Origin of the sequence: Natronosalvus rutilus, assembly GCF_024204665.1 — an archaeon.
GTDB lineage: Archaea > Halobacteriota > Halobacteria > Halobacteriales > Natrialbaceae > Natronosalvus > Natronosalvus rutilus.
Map to the genome: position 1 here is coordinate 1,147,824 of NZ_CP100355.1, position 14,836 is coordinate 1,162,659.

At 56.4% G+C, this 14,836-nt stretch carries 11 protein-coding genes and 2 pseudogenes; 7 read left to right on the plus strand and 6 right to left on the minus strand.

Going from position 1 to position 14,836, the window contains the following annotated elements:
• Window positions 1-165: 165 nt before the first annotated feature.
• Both NGM29_RS05625 and NGM29_RS05630 read right to left on the minus strand, forming a co-directional pair.
• Window positions 166-1,491: a cation:proton antiporter gene (locus tag NGM29_RS05625; protein WP_254159455.1), complete on the minus strand. Its 1,326-nt coding sequence runs from the start codon at window positions 1,489-1,491 to the stop codon at window positions 166-168.
• 137 nt (window positions 1,492-1,628) lie between these two features.
• Window positions 1,629-2,240 (minus strand): annotated as a pseudogene (locus NGM29_RS05630) (IS200/IS605 family accessory protein TnpB-related protein); the annotation flags it as partial.
• Window positions 2,241-2,332: 92 nt separating this feature from the next.
• On the opposite strand from NGM29_RS05630, the gene NGM29_RS05635 reads away from it, so the two are divergent.
• The 3 genes from NGM29_RS05635 (at window position 2,333) to NGM29_RS05645 (ending at window position 4,137) form a co-directional block, all read left to right on the plus strand.
• Window positions 2,333-2,806, plus strand: a complete 474-nt coding sequence (locus NGM29_RS05635; RefSeq protein ID WP_254159457.1) for an Lrp/AsnC family transcriptional regulator — start codon at window positions 2,333-2,335, stop codon at window positions 2,804-2,806.
• Between the two features lie 119 nt (window positions 2,807-2,925).
• The gene (locus NGM29_RS05640) at window positions 2,926-3,186 is read left to right on the plus strand and encodes a HalOD1 output domain-containing protein (RefSeq protein WP_254159458.1); all 261 of its coding nucleotides are present in this window, start codon (window positions 2,926-2,928) and stop codon (window positions 3,184-3,186) included.
• Between the two features lie 573 nt (window positions 3,187-3,759).
• Window positions 3,760-4,137, plus strand: a complete 378-nt coding sequence (locus NGM29_RS05645; RefSeq protein WP_254159459.1) for a DUF1428 domain-containing protein — start codon at window positions 3,760-3,762, stop codon at window positions 4,135-4,137.
• On the opposite strand, the gene NGM29_RS05650 is transcribed toward NGM29_RS05645, so the two are convergent.
• On the minus strand, window positions 4,128-4,691 hold the full coding sequence (locus tag NGM29_RS05650) for a hypothetical protein (protein ID WP_254159460.1): 564 nt from the start codon (window positions 4,689-4,691) through the stop codon (window positions 4,128-4,130). The genes NGM29_RS05645 and NGM29_RS05650 overlap by 10 nt on opposite strands.
• Before the next feature lie 261 nt (window positions 4,692-4,952).
• On the opposite strand from NGM29_RS05650, the gene NGM29_RS05655 reads away from it, so the two are divergent.
• Window positions 4,953-5,714 (plus strand): proteasome assembly chaperone family protein, encoded by a 762-nt coding sequence (locus tag NGM29_RS05655; RefSeq protein WP_254159461.1) that lies wholly within the window; start codon window positions 4,953-4,955, stop codon window positions 5,712-5,714.
• A gap of 265 nt (window positions 5,715-5,979) precedes the next feature.
• Here the strand turns inward: NGM29_RS05655 and NGM29_RS05660 are convergent.
• Window positions 5,980-6,657 (minus strand): annotated as a pseudogene (locus NGM29_RS05660) (RNA-guided endonuclease InsQ/TnpB family protein); the annotation flags it as partial.
• A gap of 174 nt (window positions 6,658-6,831) precedes the next feature.
• Here NGM29_RS05660 and NGM29_RS05665 point away from each other — a divergent pair.
• The 3 genes from NGM29_RS05665 (at window position 6,832) to NGM29_RS05675 (ending at window position 11,036) form a co-directional block, all read left to right on the plus strand.
• The gene (locus tag NGM29_RS05665) at window positions 6,832-9,081 is read left to right on the plus strand and encodes a cation:proton antiporter domain-containing protein (protein ID WP_254159462.1); all 2,250 of its coding nucleotides are present in this window, start codon (window positions 6,832-6,834) and stop codon (window positions 9,079-9,081) included.
• 218 nt (window positions 9,082-9,299) lie between these two features.
• Window positions 9,300-9,623 carry a hypothetical protein gene (locus NGM29_RS05670; RefSeq protein ID WP_254159463.1) on the plus strand — a complete coding sequence of 108 codons (324 nt, stop codon included), beginning with the start codon at window positions 9,300-9,302 and terminating at the stop codon, window positions 9,621-9,623.
• A gap of 489 nt (window positions 9,624-10,112) precedes the next feature.
• Window positions 10,113-11,036 (plus strand): PLP-dependent cysteine synthase family protein, encoded by a 924-nt coding sequence (locus NGM29_RS05675; RefSeq protein WP_425499249.1) that lies wholly within the window; start codon window positions 10,113-10,115, stop codon window positions 11,034-11,036.
• 63 nt (window positions 11,037-11,099) lie between these two features.
• Here the strand turns inward: NGM29_RS05675 and NGM29_RS05680 are convergent, their stop codons facing one another.
• Both NGM29_RS05680 and NGM29_RS05685 read right to left on the minus strand, forming a co-directional pair.
• Window positions 11,100-13,304: a carboxypeptidase regulatory-like domain-containing protein gene (locus NGM29_RS05680; protein WP_254159465.1), complete on the minus strand. Its 2,205-nt coding sequence runs from the start codon at window positions 13,302-13,304 to the stop codon at window positions 11,100-11,102.
• Window positions 13,305-13,591: 287 nt separating this feature from the next.
• The gene (locus NGM29_RS05685) at window positions 13,592-14,797 is read right to left on the minus strand and encodes an ICP22 family protein (RefSeq protein ID WP_254159466.1); all 1,206 of its coding nucleotides are present in this window, start codon (window positions 14,795-14,797) and stop codon (window positions 13,592-13,594) included.
• Window positions 14,798-14,836 lie beyond the last annotated feature (39 nt).

The window sequence follows — 14,836 nt, forward strand, 5'->3', positions numbered from 1 at the left end:
TAGCGTGCTGAATGCACATGTAGTGTGCGAGAAGAGTCAATCAACGAAGAGTAGGGTCGATCAGTCCAGGTGATGCAGTTGCTGGAACAACGCTTAGGTTCTCCGAGTTTTGCCAAGAGTCTCGGTGGAATACAGTGGACGCAGAACGTGTGGTGGGGCACATAGCTACTCGTTCCCCGGTTCGCGGTGTCTCCGCCGCCATCGATCGTAGGCGTCCATGACTGCGCTCGAGCTCACGCCGTGCAGGATAATCGACATGAGGACGACGAAGCCGACGAAGGCCCAGAGCTCACCCGCTTCAACGAGGAGTTCTCTCTCTTGAAACGACGATTCCGCTAATGCGTGGGAGAGATAATAGAACGACCCGATACCACGAATACCGAAGAACGCGATCACGATACGTTCCGGCCAGGTGGCCGTGGTACCGAGGAAGCTTAGAATGCCGACCGCCGGCCTGATCACGACGAGAAGCGCCAGCCCCATCAGTCCCTCGAGCCAGGTAAGGGGCCCAAGTAATCCTCCAGCGATAGCACCCCCGAACAACACGAGTACCGTCGCCATTAGGAGTCGTTCGACGACGACAGCGAAATCGTGCAGTTCGACGTAGTACTCGTGTTCCCACTCGAAATGGCGGAGCGACAGTGCGGCGACGAAGACTGCGATGAAACCGTACCCCCCTAGGAGTTCCGTCACACTGTAAGCGACCAGGGTCGTGGCTAGCGCTTCGACGCCTGCCATCACCTCTTCGCCACGGGTCACCATCTCGGAGAGGCTCTCCGTCGCAGGTAAGCGAAACAACAAGCGAGCGACGAGCTCGCCGATAATCAAGCCGAGCACGGCCCCGGCCAAAATCTTGTAAAGAACGTCCACCAGCGCCCAGTCGATCAGCCACGCCAGAGATGCCCCCTCTGCGAGCGCCGCACCGGCTGCAGCGATGGCCAGATTTGTCAACGGAAAGGCCAACCCGTCGTTGAAGCCGGCTTCGGAGGTGAGCGCGAACCGAACTGTCCCCCACTCGTACTGGGGGTCCTGTTCCTCTTCGAGTTCCGTCAGCGGCGCGCCTGCTTCGACACCGGAGGCGAGCACCGGATCGGTGGGGGCGAGCACCGCCCCGAGTAGGATAGCTGTAGCTGGAAACAGGCCCATAACCTTCCATGCCAGTAACGCCATGATTCCTGCCGTGAGGGGTAATGCGATGGCGAGCAACCGCCATGTTGCGGACCACCGCTGGATCGAGAACGGGCGGTCAATCTTCAATCCGGCGCCCATGAGCGAGATGATAACGACGAGTTCAGTGAGTCGTTCAGTCAGGTAGGAGTTCTCGATCGGATCGAGGACGGGAACCCCGGGGACGAACGCAAATATGGTGAACCCGACCCCGACGTAGATGATTGGAAACGAGAGTGGACGATGTTCGAGCAGCCGAGGGAGAAGGACAGTCCCGAAGAGCGCAATTGCTATAATCAGCAGTGTAATCTCATACGCTGCCATCACTCAACCTACGGTATCGATTTGGAAAGCCGTTGGCCTCGTTCGACTCCCTCGTTGGCCTGTGTCTGACAGTCGGGAGTCTATGCAAGTTAACGACCACGGGTCGGGTGACCCGTGGCTTTTCTTGTTCCCTCAGCCTATGTCGTAAACACTCCACGCGAAGCGATTTCGCGGGATGAAGATGGGCGGTTTACTGAACGCCCCCACCCGGACAGACGCACCAACCGAACTTGGGGTTGGGTTTTGTGAGTCCGGTAATTAACCGATTCAACGTCCACGTTAGCGTGTTTCGCCCACGCTCGCCACGCCACGTTCACACTTGCGTTCCGGTCAGCGTGGTCTTGCTGAACCTCACACGAGTCATTCGTACACCGGAACCGCTGACCCTGACGGTAGCCACGGTGCCCACAACACGAACACGACTTCGAGTTGTACGGTGACTCAACCGTCTCGCACGGAATTTGGTTCCACGTTGCTTTGTAGCGAACCTGTTTCTCGAACTTGTGAAACGGGAGTTTGTGCAGACGCCGATTCATGTACGTTCCGTACTTGATGGCGTCTCGAATCCCACTCAAGTCCTCGAACACGATGGTTGGGTTCGAGAACTATTGGGCGAACTCCACCACGACTCGGGACATCCGGTGAAGAATCCACTCGGTGTAGCGTTCTTCTTTTTCCCCGAGTTGGTGGTGGATGGAGTGTTGGCCGTGTTCCTGACAGCGTTTCGTGATGGTGTGCGGTCTCGCTCGCACAGTGCAACAAGGCGTTTCCATCACACGGCTTCGTCTGTGGATTGGTTGCAGTCCAAAGAATCTATGTCTGAGCCCGTTAACCGAAGAATATGGCCGAACTCGATGAGATCGATTACGGTATTCTCCACCTATTGCAGGAGGACGCCCGACATCAAACACCGGTTGATATGGCCGAACACCTCCCTGTTTCCGCTCAGACCGTGCGTAACCGCATCGAGAAATTAGAAGAAGCCGGCGTTATCGAAGGGTACGCACCCAGCATCAACTACGAGAAAGCTGGGTTCCCAATCCGACTCCAGTTTATCTGTACGGCTCCTCCTCAACAACGCGAAGAACTTGCTAAGGAAATCCTTCAAATCGACCATATGGTACGCGTTGACGAGATGCTGAGCGCCACCGAGAATCTTCGCTCATTGGCCGTAACGAAAGATTCAGAGGAGATTAACACAATCACTGAAAAATTACACGAGTTGGGACTAACAATTGAACGGGAACAACTCCAGCGATACGAACACAACCGACCATTCAATCATTTCGGCGAAGAAACAATTTCTGAGGAATAAAAGACTACGGCAGATATTTTTACCACTACAATTTGGGAAAGTCAAATTTAATCTGATTTTTTCATATTCGCTCCTCGATTGTGCGCAATCTATTTGTCTCGGGAGTACAATGTGTGGGTATGGCACAATCCATTAGTTTATACTGTGAACCTGATGGGAGTGACACAGTCATCACAGAGATTATCTCGGCCATTGCGGAGATGGAAGGTGTCGGCCCTGCCGACTTACACCCTCCTCTTTACGACGTAATTGATCTTGAAGCCCTCGGGGCTGTGTTGTCCCACGATAGCGGTTTCGTCTCCGTCTCATTCACCTACAACGGGCAGGACATCGAATTACAGTCGAAGAGAGACACTCGTGGGGGAAAGAATGGAGAGTAGCAAATATCAGTGTAAATGTTATACGTGCGGCCTGGACCGCCTCTATGAGACCTTTGAACGGGGGCAGACAGAATTCAATGTCCACGCCGAGAATCAACATCAAGTTGAGTTAATACGCATTACCGGGGAACGTGAGCGTGTTGAACTGGAAGAGCCTGAGTCTACCGGCACAGAAGAACTAGGACTTGATGGTTCTGAACCAAAGGGAGCACGTACAGATTAGGTGACATCCTCCCACGACTGAAGTCATGGGTTTTCTCGCCTAATCTCTATAATCACAGCCGCACTCTCTCTTCTTCTTATTCTGTATCTCTATCGTCAGCAGAACTCCTTTCAGTAAATTCCTCATGGGACTTCCCCTGTACTGAGTGATCACCGACTCTCGTAGGTCACCTCTCATCTCGTGTGACATTAGCATCCTGAGTTCAGCACACACTAAATGAACTACCCGGTCTTGTCAGAAAGACGTGGCCGGTTTAGAGGATGTATGAAGAAGGGCAAAATTCGTTCCTGAGATAACTCTCGATTGGTGCAAAAAAGTTCAATTCCTCTCGCGTCCTCCTTACGTAAGCTATGGAACGATACGTCGATGGATTCGTCATCCCGGTCCTGAACGAACAGCTCGATGCATACCGTGAAATGGCCAGCGAGGCCGGAAAGCTCTGGATCAAACACGGCGCTCTCGAGTATTTCGAAGGCGTCGGAGACGACATGGAGCCCGACATGGACGGCATGCCAATGGTGACCTTCCCACAACTCGCAGACACAGAGAGCGACGAGACAGTTGTATTTTCATTTATCGTCTTCGAGTCGCGGGACCACCGCGACGAAGTGAACGCGAAGGTGATGGAAGATCCCACAATGGACTCCGACAACTACGAAGAGGAGATGCCCTTCGATCCGGAGCGCATGGCGTACGGTGGCTTCCGTTCAATCGTCAGCTACGAGTAACCATCGTCGTGTATCGTACAGTCTTGACGAACCCCAAGATAGACTGGTTGCGGGTCGTACGCGCCACTTCGGATCTGATGAATCGCCTTCGCCGTCGAATAGTGGTTCCCATCCACGACAATCGACGCTTCATCAGGATCGGGTTGAAAGAGTGTCAATCGTTCTTCGTGCATCGTCGTTTCGAAACTGTCAGCAAGCCGCCTGATATGTGCTACGTCAATATCTTCGAACGTATCCGGTAATTCCGATTCGATGATGCGCTTTGCGGCCCCTCGTATCGTATTATCCGGCGAGAGCTTTCGCCAGGAACTGTCTGCTGGTCCGTCAATTACTCTGAGACGTAGAAATTCCGTCTTATCCAGCTCTGTTGCATACCACGTGATATGGTGTTGCCAAATAAATGCGGCCTGAAACGGGCACTGACAAAGAAGTTCCCCAACGAGTTCCCACTCCGCTTCCTTCCGCTCAAAGTCAAAGTCTCGATAGCGTTTTTTATTTTCACGCTGGAGCCAATTCCGAGCTACCTCAGCCAGCGGAATTCCTGTTTGTCCCATTTGGCAGAGATGGACTTCGAGAGCCAAACCATTGGCGCTGTAACCTCGGTCGTGTACCAGGGGCTCAGCTCGGTATCCTAGAAGCAATCCTCGAGATCGTCCTTGTGACGCTTTCAGCGGTCTGCATGCGTCGGGTCCACCAGGACGGACTTCATGTGGCCGTCGTCGTCGCCGTCCTCGAGGCGCTGGGTTCTCCACGAGTGTCGACGTTCCCCATCTGAATGGTGGCGGCATTATAATGATGGACCGTGTACGTTTGATATGCCTTCTGAACCTTCATTCAAGGTGACTAGCTCGGCAGATGTCTCTCCCAGCGAGACGCTTGTCATAGGGGTATCAACAGTTGGACTAGCTGGACTCACCGCTGTGGACCATCTCATCAAGAATAACAATTCTACAGAGTTCGGCCACATCCTGACACGAAATGTCCCTGACATAACCCCTTTTGAAGAAGGAGAACCGCGCTTGCCACTACGTCTCTACGACCTACCAGATCTTGATCTGTCGGTACTCGTTGGCGAACTGTTCATCCCTACCTGGGCAGTAGATTCGTTCGTTGAAGCCCTCCTAGAATGGGCGTCATCGGCTGGAATTGGTGAGATCACTGTTCTTCACGGAGTTCCATTCCCACACGGGCCCGACGAACACGATGTATTCTATGTTGCGCCTACATCCTACCGAACGAAACAACTGGAAAATACTGACATCAAACCGCTCAAAGGAGGCTACCTCGATGGCATTGCCTCCGAGCTGATAACCTCAAATCTCACCGGTGAGGCACCACCAACTGGCGCTCTTATCACCCCGACTCATCCGCCAGGTCCCGATTTCGATTCGGCCTTACTCTTCCTCGAAGCGCTTCAGCGCATTTATGAGTTTACGATCGATGAGGAAGAACTCCGCCGTCGCGCCGACGAGGTTAAACAGTACTATCAGGAACTCGCCAATCAAATGGAACGCTTTGGAAGCGGTGAACGGCCCTCAGGAGGCTATGACTTCCCTGAAGATCGTATGTTTATGTGAAGTAGAATTTATCGTCCGCAAGGGCGCGGATCAGTCCTCAATCCAGTGCGAACGAGGACGTCGTGTGCGTGTCGGGGGTAGTCTGGGCGATGGATTGCGATGTCAATCGAGAGTTGGAAACGGGATCAGCATCAAAGAACAATAGAACGGGAGCTATCCGTACTGACACCGGTGCCTGTCTTCTCGAGGAACTGGAACAAAGAATCGGACGCAGTAGTAAGCTACCACGCCCTGAAGGGCGTGGCATTCAGCGTGGACTCCCGTTCTAACCCGTCAACGGGGTAGACGAATACTCGCCGTTCACGTTCATCATCCCGCTGTTCAAGCGCACGCCTACGGGTGCGCCTCCGCGCCCAGACTTTTGCTGGTCGCGGAGATACTTCAGGCCGATATTCTTCGCCGCGTTGTAATCCGCGTGAACTTCATACCCACACTTCAGACACTTGAACTCGTCCTGACCGTTGGTGTGTGGACGATTCTCCTCGTGGGTGAAGCCACACTTCGAGCAACGCTGACTCGTGTACGCCGGATTAATCTGTTTCACCTCAAGCCCTTTCGACTCGGCTTTGTACGTGATGTACTCGAACAACCGGTGGAACGCCCACTTGTGAACCGCTTTTGCGTGCGGCAAGCGTTCACGGATGCCTTTGAGTTGCTCGAACACGAGATGCGTACAGTCGTTTTCGAGGGCTTCCTCTACCAGTTCGTTCGAGATGGTGTGAAGCATCTGCTCAAAGCGTCCGGTCTGTTTGTGACCGACTCGCTGGACGTTTTCGTGTGCCCAGCGCGTGCCAGTCTGTTGCAGGTCACCACGCCGCTTTTCATATTCTCGGTGCCAGTGATTGAGTTCGCTACCGCTCCAGAATCGTCCGGTTGAGGTGGTTGCGATGGTTGTGATGCCGAGGTCGACACCAAGGACGGAGACGTGCTTGGTATCACCTTCGCATTCATTATGATTCCGGCTAGTATGCTACCGAGAGGGGGAAAGAGTCGAGAACGGAGATACCTATCAGCGCCTATTAAATATTGCTGACAAATTATATCATCAGACACAGGAGGGTGAATAAAGCATCTCGCCGGAGTAGCACGCCTACCATAGTAGTTGGGAGATGGAGAGATGGTAGTTATCGAACCACTCGGTCACCACGAACTATTTCTCGTCATCGTACAGCTGGCGTTACTGCTCTTCGTCGCACGACTAGTCGGTGAGGCGTTCAGTTCGATCGGCCAACCAGCGGTCGTTGGAGAATTGCTCGCGGGCGTCCTCCTCGGGCCGTCTCTCCTGGGCATCGTCGCACCTACTGTGTACGAGTCGCTATTTGCGGTTTCGGAGAGTCAGTTCCACCTCCTCGAAGTCGTCTCCTGGATCGGACTCATCATGTTGCTGGTCGTCACCGGCCTCGAAACGGACATCGATCTCATCATCAGCAAGGGGCGAACAGCAGCTATTCTCTCGGTCGGCGGTATCGTCGTCCCCTTTGCGACCGGCTTCGCACTGGGGTGGTACTTGCCCGTCGAGTTCATCGGGGCGCCCGGTCAGCGCCTCGTGTTCAGCCTCTTTATCGCGACTGCAATGAGCATCTCGGCAATTCCGGTCATCGCGAAAGTCCTCATTGAACTGGACGTCATCCGACGCGACATTGGTCAATTGATTCTCGCAGCAGGGATGATCGACGACACGATCGGCTGGATCCTGCTGGCTACGGTCGCCGGACTCGCTCGAACGGGGGTCGTTGATCTCGGCTCGGCTGCGACCACAGTCTTGTCGGTGGTTGTGTTTCTCGGCGTCGCATTTACGGTCGGACGACGCGTCGTTGCGGAGACTATTCGATGGGTCGATAATGCCGTCGGTAGCGACGCCGCGTTGCTATCCACGCTGATGATCTTTGCACTCGCCGCGGGAGCGATCACCCAGTATATGCGACTCGAGGCGATTCTCGGTGCGTTCGTCGTCGGTGTGTTGGTCGGCCAGGTGAAACGATTCAACTACCAGGTTCGACGGAGCTTCGAGACGATGACGCTCTCCATCTTCGCGCCGCTTTTCTTCGCCATCGCGGGCCTACGGATGGACGTGGCTGCACTGGCAGATCCGACCGTGTTCACCGTGGGGGTCGTCGTCTTCGCAATCGCCTGTTTCGGTAAATTTAGCGGGACCATGGTCGGTTCGAGACTGGCCGGACTGTCGAGGTGGGAGGGGATCACGATCGGCGGCGGCATGAACGCCCGTGGGGCGATGGAGATCGTTGTCGCCACGATCGGTCTCGGACTCGGTATCTTGACGACAAGCATGTACAGTATCATCGTCGCGGTCGCCATTGCGACGTCGTTGATGGCGCCCGCTATCATGCGCTGGTCGATTCCGAAGATCGAGATGGGCGATGCGGAACGAAGGCGCATCGAGCGGGAGAAGTATCTGAAGGAGAGCTTCGTGAACAATCTTACGCGCGTTCTGTTGCCAACGCGAGGAACCGTCGACACACAGTACGCTGCCCGGCTCATCGGGCCGTTGTTCCGGCCCCTCCGGACCGATCTGGACCTCCTCTACATCGACGGTTCCGACGCGTCGACTGCCGACAGTGGCTATGGCTGGATTGGCGGTCGTCTCTTTGGCCGGAAAAAGACCGACTCGAAGACGACGGAGCAAGGCGAATCCGAATCGGCCGAACGCGTTCTCACGGGGCTCGAAGAGCGGCTAGGAGAACAAATGGGTTCGATCCGACGGCTCGTACGCAACGCTCCCGGTAGCGTGGCGGATACGATTCTCGAGAACGCGGACGTCAGGTACGATATGATCGTCGTCGGCGAACGGACCCTCGGGAGCGATCCCGACGGGCCGCTGTTCAGCGAGACGATCGATCGCGTCATCCAGGAAATGCCGTGTCCAACGATGGTCGTCAGTACGTCCGAGAGCGTAAAGCGCGACCCAGGGCAGATAGACGAACCGATCCGGCGAATCCTCCTGCCGACGGTCGGGACTCAGGCTAGCCGCCACGCAGCTGAGGTGGCGTTCACGATCGCAGCCGAGGAGAACGCTTTGGTCGAGATCGCACACGTGGTCGCTCGCCCAGGGTTGAGTGACCAGTTCGTCGATAGTCCCGACCTCACGAATCAGCTGGACATCGGCAATCGAATCGTCGACCGCGACGCAGAACTCGGGAGACGGCTCGGGGCGAAGGTCGTCACCACGGTTACGGTATCAGACAAACCTGGTGCGGAACTCGTCGACATCGCTGATCGAAACGGTGCTGACGTGATCGTGATGGGGACGAACACTCGACCCATTTCCCAGCGAGCATTCTTCGGTCCCAACGTCGAATACGTGGTCAACAACGCACCCTGTCCGGTGACAGTACTGAGTTCGATCTAACTGGATGAACTAACCCTGCCTACTCACTCGGCTTCGCCTCGTTCCTTGAGGAAGGGGACTTAATGCCCTCTCCTTCAGTTAAAACCTATCAAATTGAGGGTTTTAACAGCGATGCTTACTCGTGACTGGGGGTTACATCTCGAGCACGTCCCAGAATCACGATGTGAAACAGCGGCGTAGATTGAAGCAGGGCGACGGTGACGGATTCCCTGTATCGCATGTCCGACGACGTGGAGTGGATGGACCCGTCCGATCGGCCAATCCTGGTCGAACTCGCGGCCCACCTCGGCTGGGTCACCACCGAGAGTCTCGCCCTCAACCTCCCGTACTCGGCGGCACACGTCACCAACCGATGCCGAACGTTCGAGACGCACGGTCTGGCCGTCGCTCACGACGAGGCGACCGCCTACCGGAGTTCGAAACTGGGTCGTCGCCTGCTCTTCGAGAACGCTCCCATCGTGGAGTCTGCGGGAGACGGTGGCGAACGGACCGCAGACGGCGTGACGACGCTCGAGTTCACCGACGAAACGCTCGAGGAGTGATCACGACGGCCTGCTCGAGGACCGATGCCTCGCAGCGCCGGCGTCACCGACGCGCTTTGTGGAATCGTTCCCGAGGAATCGCTCGAGTTGTTCGTCGTCCTCCCGATGTTCGGCCTCCTGGTTTGTGTCCCCACACTCGGTCGTCTGTATCTGGCGACTGTTGGACGAGTCCTCGCTCGAGTCTCTCCATTAGTCTCCCCGTTGGGCGACTCCAGAGCAACTCGTGGTGCCACGTCCCCTGGTGCCTCGACTGCGTCGTCTGCTCCTCGATCCGATATTGACACCTATCCGTGTCCTCGGGTGCGAGAGGAGGTCTGGTTCTATTATACAATCCGACTTTACACTAAACTGAACACAATACTTAAATACGAAATATGTGGTAGGAAACGCCCTAGGTAAATGACGGAACTTAATATATCACAGGCCAGCAGGGAGTCTGACTCACGGGACTTCCATTCTAGAGATATCACAGATCCCGTCCTGGCCAGGATTGGGAATACGAGCCTGCTTCCGTATCCCACGTCGCCCGCAGAGGGAAATATCAACGTAAAGGCTGAATTTGAGAACCCGACTGGCTCGATGAAAGATCGAATTGCGTTCGGGATGGTCACGCTTCTCGAAAAGCGGGGTGTGATATCTCAGGGTGATCTTCTCGTCGAAGCCTCCTCCGGCAACACTGCCGGCGGGTTAGCACTCGTTGCGAATCGACGTGACTACGATGCAGTCATCACTGCCCCGATCGAAAATAGCCCGCAAAAACTCGGCTACGTGGAGGCGCTGGGTGCGGAGCTCGTTGCCTGCCCTGACGTTTCTGCTGACGACGAGCGGTACTATCGTACAGAAGCCAAACGGATTGCCGAGGAGCGAAATGGCGTCTGGCTCGACCAGTACACGAATCAACTGAATCCCGAAGTCCACTCACGATGGACTGGTCCCGAACTCACGGATCAATATCCCGATCTGACGCACGTGATCGCTCCGATGGGGACCGGGGGAACGATGTCCGGGATCGCGAAGTGGGTAAAGGAGTACGATTCGTCTATTACGACCATCGGGGTCGATGCGATCGAATCCAACATTAGCACCGCATTCGATGGAGAGACAGACGGCGAACACAGCACAGACGTCGAGGGCCTTGGAAAGGGGGAGAAATTACCGACGATGTGGTTCGAGTACATCGACGACGTCCGGAGCGTTTCTGACGCCGACTCGTTCCGTCAGGCACGCCGCGCTGCGAACGAACACGGGATACTGATCGGCGGTTCGTCGGGGGCTGCCCTCTTCGTTGCTCACGAGATCGCCACGCAGGACCCCGATTCAGAAATTGCCGTACTGGCGTGTGATGGTGGAGAACAGTACTTTGATACGCTATTTGACGACGACTGGCTGGCCGACCGAGGCTACGAGTTCTAGTGGCCACCCGTCGCGGACATCCGCACCGACTGCTACACTCTTAGCAGGGTAGCCAAACGCGGCCTAGCTCGTATACCACTCCCAGCGCTCAGTGAGATCCTTACGAATGTGACCGGGGATCTCGTTCGGCTCGAGGCCGTGTTCATCCATGAGATACCACACGTAGAGCCCACCACCGAGCAGTGCGAGCAGGAGCAGACCCACTATGATGAGCAGCCACGTTGGCCAGCCGTCCTCATCAGGGGCGTCAGAGGCGGCTTCGATGACCATTTCGGTGGCCTCGCCGTCAACAGTGAGACTCTGGGTGACCGTTTCGTACCCATCGGCCTCGATGGTCACCGTATACTCGCCGTTTTCGAGGTCGAACTTGGCATCGCCATCGGCGTTCGTCGTTGCCGTCTGATCGTCGATGGTCACCGTGGCGTCCCCGATCGGCTCGCCTTCGTTGTCCAGCACGGTGATCTCGACCTGATGGGTTTGTGCGCCCTTGTTGGGTGGGCTGCTGGCTTCCTCGACGGTCAGCGTCGCCGTCGTCGTATCCTCTAAGTCCTCGTCGGTGACGACCGTCAGTTCGACCTCGTACTCGCCTGGCTCGGGCGTGACTTCGACGGTTTCGCCATCGCCGAGCTTTTCGTTGTCGAGCTTCCACTCGTAGCCGACGATCTCGCCACTGCCGGGGTCGGAGCCGGTGGCTGAGAGTGTCGCCGTGTCACCGTCGGTGATCGTCGAATTTGGCTGGATCTCGATCTCGGCCGTTGGTCCCGTTGGTTCCGTTGGCTCGGACTCGGCTGTCTCCGCGACAGCGAAATACGAGAAGTGCGGCGTCTCGGCTTCGACGACCAACTGGCCATCGGCGCTATCGATGACGTCGGTCTCGAGTGCTTCCCACTCGTGTTTCTCTTCATTGTAGCGGAAGGCAGTCACCGCGTCCGTGTCGTATTTGCGGTCCGCATCGACGACGAACGTGATTGTGCCGGGCGTCGCTTCGTAGCCTTCAGAGACGGAGATCCGTTGGAGCGACAGGGCCTTCCCGGGCACGCTCTTGACGGCTTTCGGCGCGTTTTCGAGGTCGTACGCCTGGACGAGTACCTCGAGTTCGACGTCGGAATCGAAGACGACTGAGCGTACGGGCACCTGGTCGCCGAATCGGGCTACCGGGAGGCCGGTCTTCTCGTCGAAGAGCGCCGTCTGATACTCGTGGCCGATCGCGATCGGGTCAGGCTCAACCGGCGGTGCTGGCGGGTCCTCTGGTGGTGCTGGCGGTCCTGGTGGTGCCGGTGGTCCCGGCGGTGGTGATCCGCCACTAGTCTCTTCGGTGAGGTCGACCGTTCCCGTATTCGTCTGGATCGCGTTTGTCGAAGGGTCAGTGGCGATATGGAGCCAGCGATACTCGCCTTGGGACCAGTCATCACGCGTCTCGACCTCGATGGTAGTATCCGCATTCGCTCCGGCGATCACCGTTGATGAGGCGTTGAGGACACTGTCGCCAGTGGGCTTCATCACGGGTCCATTCATATCTCCCGTGATGAAGTCGACGACCGTGTCGACACCCGTTGGTCCTGAAACCGACCGCTCATTATCGAGGTTATGGACACCGTTTATCGTCGTAATATCGTGTTCGATCGTCACATCCTCGGCCGAGAAGTCACTCGTAATGGCTTCGGTGATATTCAGGACGAAGAAATTACTCTCCGAATTGAGCGTCGAGTCATCGTAGACCACGACCGTGTGTTCGAGGTTGTCGCCGAGGGTAGATGCATCGACGTCGAAGGAAAGGGTATCACCCGGGAGCGTCTCACTATCGTCGACGGTAACTGCTGACCGTTCATCCTGGACGGGGAGGACGTCAGCACCAACGACCGTCGTCTCGTCGACGATCTCGAGATTGCCGTCATCCTCGCGGAGCCCGTCGCCGGCAGCGGCAATCACCGTATAGACGCCTTCGCTGTCGGGCGTGAACGTGTGCGTGAACGTTTCGTCACTGAGGGACTCGTTCTCAAGCGTGAATGTCACGTTCTCGTTGGTGTTCAGCGACTCCAGCGTGTCTTCGGTAAACATCTCGTGGACATTACCGGTGGCGAGCTCGTCGACGCCGTCTCCTCTGGTCTTGACTTTCAGCACCTGGATTTCTTCTCCCGTGTCGAAGGAACTCGAGGACTGGCCTTTGCTCGCGTCGAAGTGGACGTCGATAGCTTCACCTTTAGTAAAGGTGGTCAGGTTCGTTCTGAAGTCCGGATAGTCCTTCCCGCTCGGGCTATTGAGGTCCATCTGAAAGCCGACTGAAACGGCCTGTTCAGCAGTTGGATCGGCTCTGAGCGTGACTGGCGACCGGTCCCAGAGATAGACGTTATCGGCGACCTGAACGCGTTCGCTCGAATCGATTGCAGTCGATGAGTTGGTTGCTTGTGTTGTCCCACCAACAGTCCCTATCGCCCCGGCTATCGGTGCGAGAGCGACCAAAAGGACAAGTAATAGAATACTTACTCTGCTGTGACCTTTCATAGTAGCAACTCAAACTCATAGGTGTTAATCCTTGCGACCACTGAATACTGAGTTCAGTGGGTCTGTCGCCTTTGTACTGCACCCAGCCCAAGGATGATTCCAATCAGTGTCAACACCCCACTCGGATTTCCGAGTTCATCTGACTCCGTTTCCGATTGCCCGTCGTTGGATCCGGTTTTGTTGGGTTTGAGGACGGTTGATTCATTGTCTGGTCGATCAGGTGTCGCTGTCGAGTTCTCTCCGTCCGGTGTCGATCCGTTTTCGGACTCGTTGGCCGTATTCTCCTCGCCTGGTTGTCCGTCATCGTCCTCCACTACCTCGTCGCCGGTGTCATTCGTGTTGTCCAGCTCGTCCCCCGAGTCAGTGCTCTCGTTGTCGTCTGAGCGGTCATCGAGTTGCGTGTCCTCCTCCGTCTGATTCGTCTCCGGCTTCGTCGGTTCACTCTCGTCAACGTCGCCGCCACCGGTCGAACCGCCCGACCCTGGAGCCTCATCTGACCCACTTGACTCCTCGGTGATTGTCAGTTCGGGGCCGTCAGTGACGGCGATCGCCGTCGGGTACTCACCATCGGGATTCGATTCCATGACCCCGCCATAGAGTTCGTAAGTCCCCGCTCCGAGCGTTGCCGCATCGAGGGTTGCCTCGTACTCACCTGCTCCGGTGTGTTCGAGTGTCACCTCGGCCGCGTTTTCGCCATCCCAGAGGGCAACCGTTACTTCATCTGGACTATCGGAGAGCACTGGCTCGCCATCGACAACAATCGGTTCAACGGTCGCGGTGAGTTCGATGTCCTCAGTAGGCTCGATGCTAGACGGTGCCTTGAGGGAAATCTCATACCCCTGGATAACGACCGGGTGGACGGACCGACGTTCATTATCCCGAAGGGAGAGCAGGTACGTTCCGGGTTCGAGCGTCGTGGTATCGAGTGCATCATCAGCGGTGCCGAGCGTCACATGCATCGTTCCGCCGGTGTGGTCCCAGCCCTCCTTATACTCGCTCTGACCGGCCTCGTTATAGAGATAGAGGCGGAATCCTGCAGGCGCACGCACAGTCGTCACAATTGGATCGCCGGGCTCGATCGCGGCGACTCCCTCGACGGGAAACGTTTCGCCCTCGATATCGACCGTCTGTGGAGGTGTCGCGATCGACTCCGCCACTGTGAGCTCGTAGCCCGCCCCGCCAACGGGACCGGCGAGGGCGAGGCTCACCACGACGAGGAGGGCGGCCCCGATAGCCAGGGTGGAGGACCTGGGCTGCATACACCGTCATGGCCCACCGGTAATAAAAGCGTTCGCACT

What these genes read in the sequence shown, in the direction of transcription:
- NGM29_RS05645 (WP_254159459.1), top strand. Translation starts at nt 3,760, where the DNA reads ATGGAACGATACGTCGATGGATTCGTCATCCCGGTCCTGAACGAACAG.
- NGM29_RS05680 (WP_254159465.1), bottom strand. Translation starts at nt 13,304, where the DNA reads ATGGACCTCAATAGCCCGAGCGGGAAGGACTATCCGGACTTCAGAACG.
- NGM29_RS05665 (WP_254159462.1), top strand. Translation starts at nt 6,832, where the DNA reads ATGGTAGTTATCGAACCACTCGGTCACCACGAACTATTTCTCGTCATC.
- NGM29_RS05655 (WP_254159461.1), top strand. Translation starts at nt 4,953, where the DNA reads ATGCCTTCTGAACCTTCATTCAAGGTGACTAGCTCGGCAGATGTCTCT.
- NGM29_RS05670 (WP_254159463.1), top strand. Translation starts at nt 9,300, where the DNA reads ATGTCCGACGACGTGGAGTGGATGGACCCGTCCGATCGGCCAATCCTG.
- NGM29_RS05635 (WP_254159457.1), top strand. Translation starts at nt 2,333, where the DNA reads ATGGCCGAACTCGATGAGATCGATTACGGTATTCTCCACCTATTGCAG.
- NGM29_RS05640 (WP_254159458.1), top strand. Translation starts at nt 2,926, where the DNA reads ATGGCACAATCCATTAGTTTATACTGTGAACCTGATGGGAGTGACACA.
- NGM29_RS05625 (WP_254159455.1), bottom strand. Translation starts at nt 1,491, where the DNA reads ATGGCAGCGTATGAGATTACACTGCTGATTATAGCAATTGCGCTCTTC.
- NGM29_RS05685 (WP_254159466.1), bottom strand. Translation starts at nt 14,797, where the DNA reads ATGCAGCCCAGGTCCTCCACCCTGGCTATCGGGGCCGCCCTCCTCGTC.
- NGM29_RS05650 (WP_254159460.1), bottom strand. Translation starts at nt 4,691, where the DNA reads ATGGGACAAACAGGAATTCCGCTGGCTGAGGTAGCTCGGAATTGGCTC.